Consider the following 6,706-nt stretch of genomic DNA (forward strand, 5'->3'; position numbering starts at 1 on the left):
CCCGTCAACCCCTCCCCGCCATCCGCCTCCACCCGAGAATTTCCATCCACCGATATCACATTTCCACTTGCCGGAATATGAGGACGCCCCGGTAAGCTGCCCTTTTGCCGGTCGTGCCGCGGCGTCCGCACCAGGCGTGGCCGGGCCCGCCTGCCTCGAAAGGAATGCGCCGTGCCGCCGTCCAACGACAGCACCACCGCCGCCAAGCCCGCCGCCTCCGGCGGCGTGCAGTCGCTCGAGCGCGCCTTCGACCTGCTGGAGCGGATGGCCGACGCCGGCGGCGAGGTCGGTCTGAGCGAGCTCTCCACCAGCAGCGGACTGCCGCTGCCCACCATCCACCGGCTGATGCGCACCCTGGTCGCCTGCGGCTACGTACGCCAGCAACCCAACCGCCGGTACGCGCTGGGCCCGCGCCTGATCCGTCTCGGCGAAAGCTCTTCCCGACTGCTCGGCACCTGGGCGCGGCCGTATCTGGCGCGGCTGGTGGAGGAGACCGGCGAGACGGCCAACATGGCGCTGCTCGACGGCGACGAGGTGGTGTACGTGGCGCAGGTGCCCTCGCGCCACTCGATGCGGATGTTCACCGAGGTGGGCCGCCGGGTGCTGCCGCACTCCACCGGCGTGGGCAAGGCCCTGCTGGCGGACGCCCCGGCCAAGGACGTACGCGCCCTGCTCGCCCGCACGGGCATGCCGGCCGCCACCGAGAAGACGATCACCACCCCCGACGGTTTCCTCGAGGCCCTGGAGAACGTCCGCAGGACGGGCTACGCGGTGGACGACAACGAACAGGAGATCGGCGTCCGCTGCCTGGCGGTCTCGGTCCCCAACTCCCCCACAGCGGCGGCCATCTCCATCTCGGGCCCAGCGGGCCGCGTAACAGAAGCGGCCACGGAGAAGATCGTCCCCCTCCTCCAGGAGGTGGCGGCGGACCTGTCGGTGGCCTTGGCCAACACGGGAAACGGGCAGGGGTAGGCCTAGTACATGGAGACCACGGCCCGGGAGTTCAACCAGAACCCGTCACAGGTTCTCGCCGCCGCGGCGCGCGGCAAGACCGTCACGATCACCGATAACGGTGTTGCGGTGGCCCGGATGGTGCCGATCGACCAGGACATCCCCCCATACCCCACCGATCCCATGGGGTCCATCGACCTCCCCGACCTGACCCTTCCCGACCTCACCAATGAGGGGATCGAGGACGCACTCAAGGGGATGAAGACGCCGCGGGTCGACAACGCCGACCGTGGCTCAGCCAAAGCGTGACGGCTTACCTGTGAGGTCCGGGGCGTGCGTCCATGCCCGTCGCCGCTTGCACCGAAGCTCTCATCGGCGCTGGCGCCTCACACGGACGTCCGAGACGTGCGGAGCGCCGACCGTGCTGTGGGCGGGGACGGCTCGGGCCGCGAGGGTGACGCCGCTGGTGATGCGGCAGCCGCGACCGATGGCGACGCCGGGGCCGAGGCTGATGTTGTTGCCGGTCTGAACACCGTCTCCGATGAGCGCGCCGAACCGAGGTGTGCCGCAGCGGTAGAGGCCATCGGCCGTGCGGAGGAAGACCTCGTCTTCGGGGTGGCGCAGATCAGGGCTCCGCATGCTGATCGCGGCGACGGTGACATTGGCGGACAGGTGCGCCGCAGCGCCGACGAGGGTGCGGTTGACGCCGATCCGGTGACCCAGCATGGCGCCTTCACCAATGACGGCCTTCGTCACCTCGCAGTTGAAGCCGATCGAAGCGCCCGCGCAAAGCACGGAGCCCGCCCGGACGGTGGAGAACTCCCAGACCTGGGCATGAGGGCCAATGATCACGTCATTGCCGATGATCGCGGTGGGGTGGATCCGAGCGGTGGGGTGCACCCGATGAGAGCACTGTGCAACGGCCTGGTGGTGCAGGTGATCCCAGTCGGCCAGGAACTCCGCCAGCTCGTAGGTGCCCAACTGCCCGTAAGGGGTGTCAAGGAGGTCACCACTGGCGGGGGCGGAGAGGAAATCACCCAGCTTGAGCGTCGGCATGTCCGAACTCCCTTGAACGGTAGGTTACATGAGGTGGCCCTGAGGGTTAAGGGCTACGATCGCGGGCATTGTCGTCGAGTTGGGAGCACCTGCCTTGTCCGAGCCGCGTCTGGGTGTGGTCGTGGTGACCATGGGCAATCGGCCCACCGAGGTCGAAGCCCTGCTGACGTCGGTGGCGAAGCAGGACACCCCGCCAGAACGAATCGTGATCGTCGGCAACGGCACACCGCTGCCTGATTTCGCCGGACTGCCCGGTGACGTCACGACGCTGGAGCTGGAGGAGAACCTTGGCTGCCCCGGCGGCCGCAACGTCGGCATCGCGAAGCTGCGCGAGTTCGGCGATGTCGACATCGTGGTCGAGCTGGACGACGACGGGTTACTGATCGACGCGCAGGTGTTCCGCCAGGTGCGACACCTGTTCGCCCTCGACGACCGCCTCGGCATCGTCGGCTTCCGCGTCGCCGACGAGCAGGGCGAGACACAGCCACGCCACGTACCGCGCCTCGGCGGCCGGGACCCGATGCGGCGCGGGCTGGTGACCGGCTTCCTGGGCGGCGGGCACGCCTTCTCGATGCGGATGCTGAACGAAATCGGCGACTGGCCAGCGGAGTTCTTCTTCGCGCACGAGGAGAGCGACCTGGCGTGGCGGGCCCTAGACGCGGGCTGGAAAATCCGCTACGAGCCCGCGCTACTGCTCCAGCACCCGAAGACCTCCCCGGCCCGGCACGCCGTCTACTACCGCTTCACCGCCCGCAATCGCGTCTGGTTGACCCGGCGCCGCCTGCCGCTACCGCTGGTCCTGATCCACCTGAGCCTCTGGACAGTGATCACCCTGCTGCGGGCCCGATCGCTGGCCGGACTGCGGGCCTGGGTGGGCGGTTTCGTCGAGGGCCTGCGCACTCCGTGCGGTGAGCGGCGGCCCATGCGATGGCGCACGGTGTGGCGCATGATCCGGCTGGGCCGCCCGCCCATCATCTGAACACCCGCGGCTCAGCTGGGAGCCGCCTGGCGAAGCCAGTCCGGGATCGCGTGTGGAGTGCGCTTGAGCCAGGCCGCGTACCGGGCAATACCGTCCTCGACCGTGATCGTCGGTCTCCAGCCCAGCACGTGCTGCATCCGCGCGACTGCGGCATACCCGCCCTGTGGGTCGCCCGGCGGCATCGGCGTCTCGGTGAACTCCGCGCCGGGATAATGCCGTTGAATCAGCTGAGCCACCGCACGGATCGTCGTCGCACGACCGGAGCCGAGGTTGATCGTCTCGTTGTGCGCCCGCGGTGCAACGAGCGATCGTACGGTGCCGCGGGCGACGTCATCGACGTGGATCAGGTCCCGGACCTGGTTCCCGCCGCCGTTGAGCTGGAGCGGCAACCCCAGCGCTGCACGGGCGGCGAACCAGGCGACCACCCAAGAGTGGCTGCCCCGTTTGACCGTCTGGGGCTCTCCGTAGACGGAGAAGTAGCGCACGATCGTGTATGAGATGCCCAACTGGGTCAGGGTGAGCGCTGTTTGGAACTCGCCCCACAGCTTGGTGTTGGCGTACACGGACAGCGGCTGGAGCACCGCGCCTTCGCCGAAGCAGGGCGGCATGCGCCCGTAGATCGCTTCCAACAGCAGCCGCATGGAGCGGGTTTCCGCGCAGGCAGGGCGGTCGTGCTGGATGCCGTTTCCGTACACGCTGGCAGAGGAGACGTAGCAAAGGCGGCGTACCCGCTCACAGGCAGCCACTGCTTCCAGGACGGTCTGGGTACCGACGATGTTGGTGGTGATCGCCGCCATCGGACCCTCGGTGCAGGCAGCCACATCGGCGAGCGCGGCGGCGTGGATGACGTAGTCGCAGTCAGCGACCAGACGTCGTACCAATGCCGCGTCGGAGACGTCACCGAGGACGAAGTCCGGGTCATCCCTGTTGATGCCGAATAAGTCCCGGTACACCCGCTGCGGATAGGCGTCCATCCGACACAAGCTCACCGGCCGCGCACCGACTGCGCGGAGGTGGGCTGCAATACGGCTGCCGATCAGCCCGCCTCCACCGGTGATCAGTACGGTCCGGCTGTCGAGTTCGTCCATCTCAGGCATGATCGTGCTCCCTTCGTTGCGGATCAGCGAGGAGCAGGCGAGCCCAAACGGTCTTGCCCAGCGGGCTGCGCGAGTGGTGGCCGAAGTCTTCGGCGAGGGCGGCGACAAGTTGGAGTCCCCGACCGTGCTCGCTGTCACTGCCCTCCATGAGCTCACAGGGCGGATGAGAGCTGACATCGGATACCTCGACAAGGAAGTGCTTCCCCTCCGCTGCGAGGCGAACTTCGAAGGGGTGTCCATCTCTGTGTCCATGGCGTACGGCGTTGGTGGCCAGTTCGCTGCACACCAGCAGTGCCCCATCGATGTCATCCGGGTGGTAGCCCCGCTCTGCAAGTACCTCGCCGGTGTGCTGACGGACCAGGGCGACGCACTCAGGCGTGGACGTGAACGCCATCGTCCACAGTAGAGCGGCCTGTTGGTCGGGCTTTGTCATGGGAAGCATGGTGTCTCCTCGTCGCGGGCGGTTGCGCAGAATCAGCTCACCGCACGCGAAGGTCGCGCCATCAGGCCATCGTGATTACCCAACGTGGGTACCATTCTTGTCGGTTGACTCCCCACACCGCCCGCCGCAGCGGGGCGAGGAAGAGGGGCCTCAGTGTCCGAACCCCCGGCTGCCCGAGCGCTTCCGCCGGAGTTGCTGGCCAGTTCCGAATGGCAAGAGGCGTGCCGCCGCAGGGACTTCGCCTGCGTCTTCCGCCTGGTCAAGGTAAAGGCAGGTCTCTACCCTTCACGGATCGCGGCGCTGTGCGGGATGACTCCCAGTCGAGTCGGCGAAATCATGGCCGGACGACGCAGCCTGGCCCACATCGACGTGATCGAACGAGTCGCGGATGGGCTTCGCATCCCCGGCGCGATGCTCGGTCTCGCGCACCGCCCCTGGGAGATCCCGGTACTGACACATACCCGCCAGCTCGCGCCTGCGAAGGAGAGCAAACGTACCGTCCCTCCTGCCGAAGGGCTCGACGATCTGCTGGCGCTGGCCGACGGCCAGGTCACCCACTCCACACTGATCGCCCTGCGCTCGTCCGTGGAGGACTACTGGCGCCGCGACGACCAGCACGGCGGCGCACCCTTACGCCCCGCGGTGGTCGGGCATCTGCGATACGTCTCCCAACTCATGCGGACCACGGACACTCAACTTCGGCATGACCTCGAAGCGCTGGCCGCCGAGTTGGCTCGCCTGGCCGGATGGGGGTATTTCGACGCCCGCCAGTACAGCACCGCACGTACCTACTTCACTCAAGCCCTGAAGCTCTCACACGGCCGGGGCGACCGCTTGTTCATGGCCAATGTGCTGTCCTGCATGAGCCTCCAGGCCACTTACGACGGCAACCCGACCGACGCCCTCACCCTCGCCTGCAAGGCGCAGGACACCGCTCGCGCCAGCGGTGATCAGCCGCTGGTGATGTCCATGCTGCACATGCGCGAAGCCTTCGCCCACGCCACCCTGCGCGACGCGCCCTCCTGCCACCAGGCCATCGGCCGCTCCCGGGAGACATACGAGCGCGCGCAGGACCAGCTGAGCGAAGCCCCGTCCTGGGTTCGGTACTTCGACGAGACCAAGCTCATCGTGGACACCGGAATCGCCCTGGCCCGTCTCGGCGATGCCCAGCGGGCCGAGCCTCTCATCGCCGAGGGCCTGCGCCGAGAGAAGGTGGCCCAGCAGCGCGGCCGCGCTTTCCACGCGTTCTGGCTCGCGACAGCCCAACTGCAACAGGGCAAGCTCGACCACGCCTGTCACAGTGCGCGGCTCGCCCTTGACCTGGCCGCCACCGTCGACTCACCACGCGTCGCCGGGCATGTCCATGAGTTCCACCAACGCCTTGAGCCGTACTCCCGAGAAGCCCCGGTAATCGCCTTCGAACAACGGATGCGGGAAACGCTCGGCAGACCTAGCCGGCCTCATCCATGAGCAGGTAGAGCAACCCGACCAGGCTGCCGCTGCTGACGATCTCGCGGCGGTCGATCATGCCGCGGATCTTGGAGAGGGGAATCCACTCGATTCGGTCGGCCTCGTTCTTCTCGGTCGGCGGGCCTACATAGGTGGCCCCATCCGCGCGGAAGACGTGGTGCTCGGAATCGGTGATGCCGTTGGCCGGCTGGGCGTAGACCAACGGCTTGACTGCCTCGACCCGCCAGCCCGTCTCCTCCTCGACCTCACGGGCAGCCGCCTGCTCGGGCGTTTCCTCCGCCTCGACCAGGCCCATGGGCAGTTCCCATCCCCAGGTGTCGGTGATGAAGCGATGGCGCCACATCATCAGCACCCGCTTCTGGTCGTCGACCACAGCAGCCACCGCCAGGTGCCGCATGCGTACGACATGGTGCTCCCAGCGGCGGCCGTCGGGCTGCTGGACGTCCACGAGCCACAGGTTGACCCACGGGTTGCTGTAGATCTGCCGTTCGCCATGGACGATCCACTGCATGAGCCCAACTCCCCATTCACCGGTGCAGGCTCCAGCATGTCACCCAGGCCAGCCGCAACGACACGGATACCTCCCGGACGGCGGGAAGGGGGTGTGTCGGGGTGCCCCCGCAGGACGGCGAACGAACACCGGCCGTAAGCCGAAGACGAAAGCCGCGCGTTCGCCGTCCGAGGTGGGGGTACCCCCAGCGGTAGCTGGGG

At 67.7% G+C, this 6,706-nt stretch carries 8 protein-coding genes; 4 read left to right on the forward strand and 4 right to left on the reverse strand.

The window, feature by feature from the left end; all coding sequences use genetic code 11:
- Positions 1-171: 171 nt before the first annotated feature.
- Positions 172-972, forward strand: coding sequence for an IclR family transcriptional regulator (locus AOK16_RS20950; protein WP_055473735.1), 801 nt, complete (start codon positions 172-174; stop codon positions 970-972).
- A gap of 9 nt (positions 973-981) precedes the next feature.
- Complete coding sequence (locus tag AOK16_RS20955) at positions 982-1,260, forward strand: type II toxin-antitoxin system Phd/YefM family antitoxin (protein ID WP_055473736.1); 279 nt, start codon at positions 982-984, stop codon at positions 1,258-1,260.
- Positions 1,261-1,320: 60 nt separating this feature from the next.
- Here the strand turns inward: AOK16_RS20955 and AOK16_RS20960 are convergent, their stop codons facing one another.
- The gene (locus AOK16_RS20960; protein ID WP_055473737.1) at positions 1,321-2,007 is read right to left on the reverse strand and encodes an LbetaH domain-containing protein; all 687 of its coding nucleotides are present in this window, start codon (positions 2,005-2,007) and stop codon (positions 1,321-1,323) included.
- 130 nt (positions 2,008-2,137) lie between these two features.
- On the opposite strand from AOK16_RS20960, the gene AOK16_RS20965 reads away from it, so the two are divergent.
- Positions 2,138-2,986 (forward strand): glycosyltransferase family 2 protein, encoded by an 849-nt coding sequence (locus AOK16_RS20965; protein ID WP_478072479.1) that lies wholly within the window; start codon positions 2,138-2,140, stop codon positions 2,984-2,986.
- Positions 2,987-2,997: 11 nt separating this feature from the next.
- Here the strand turns inward: AOK16_RS20965 and AOK16_RS20970 are convergent, their stop codons facing one another.
- Both AOK16_RS20970 and AOK16_RS26015 read right to left on the reverse strand, forming a co-directional pair.
- The gene (locus AOK16_RS20970; RefSeq protein ID WP_079101622.1) at positions 2,998-4,074 is read right to left on the reverse strand and encodes an NAD-dependent epimerase/dehydratase family protein; all 1,077 of its coding nucleotides are present in this window, start codon (positions 4,072-4,074) and stop codon (positions 2,998-3,000) included.
- Position 4,075: 1 nt separating this feature from the next.
- The gene (locus tag AOK16_RS26015) at positions 4,076-4,516 is read right to left on the reverse strand and encodes an ATP-binding protein (RefSeq protein ID WP_240483675.1); all 441 of its coding nucleotides are present in this window, start codon (positions 4,514-4,516) and stop codon (positions 4,076-4,078) included.
- Positions 4,517-4,678: 162 nt separating this feature from the next.
- Here AOK16_RS26015 and AOK16_RS20980 point away from each other — a divergent pair, with 162 nt between their 5' ends.
- Positions 4,679-5,995: a helix-turn-helix domain-containing protein gene (locus AOK16_RS20980; RefSeq protein ID WP_055473741.1), complete on the forward strand. Its 1,317-nt coding sequence runs from the start codon at positions 4,679-4,681 to the stop codon at positions 5,993-5,995.
- Here the strand turns inward: AOK16_RS20980 and AOK16_RS20985 are convergent.
- The gene (locus AOK16_RS20985; protein WP_055473742.1) at positions 5,976-6,506 is read right to left on the reverse strand and encodes an NUDIX hydrolase; all 531 of its coding nucleotides are present in this window, start codon (positions 6,504-6,506) and stop codon (positions 5,976-5,978) included. The two genes, AOK16_RS20980 and AOK16_RS20985, sit on opposite strands and share 20 nt — an antisense overlap.
- Between the last annotated feature and the right edge of the window lie 200 nt (positions 6,507-6,706).

This window comes from Streptomyces pathocidini (assembly GCF_001418495.1).
Taxonomy (GTDB): domain Bacteria; phylum Actinomycetota; class Actinomycetes; order Streptomycetales; family Streptomycetaceae; genus Streptomyces; species Streptomyces pathocidini.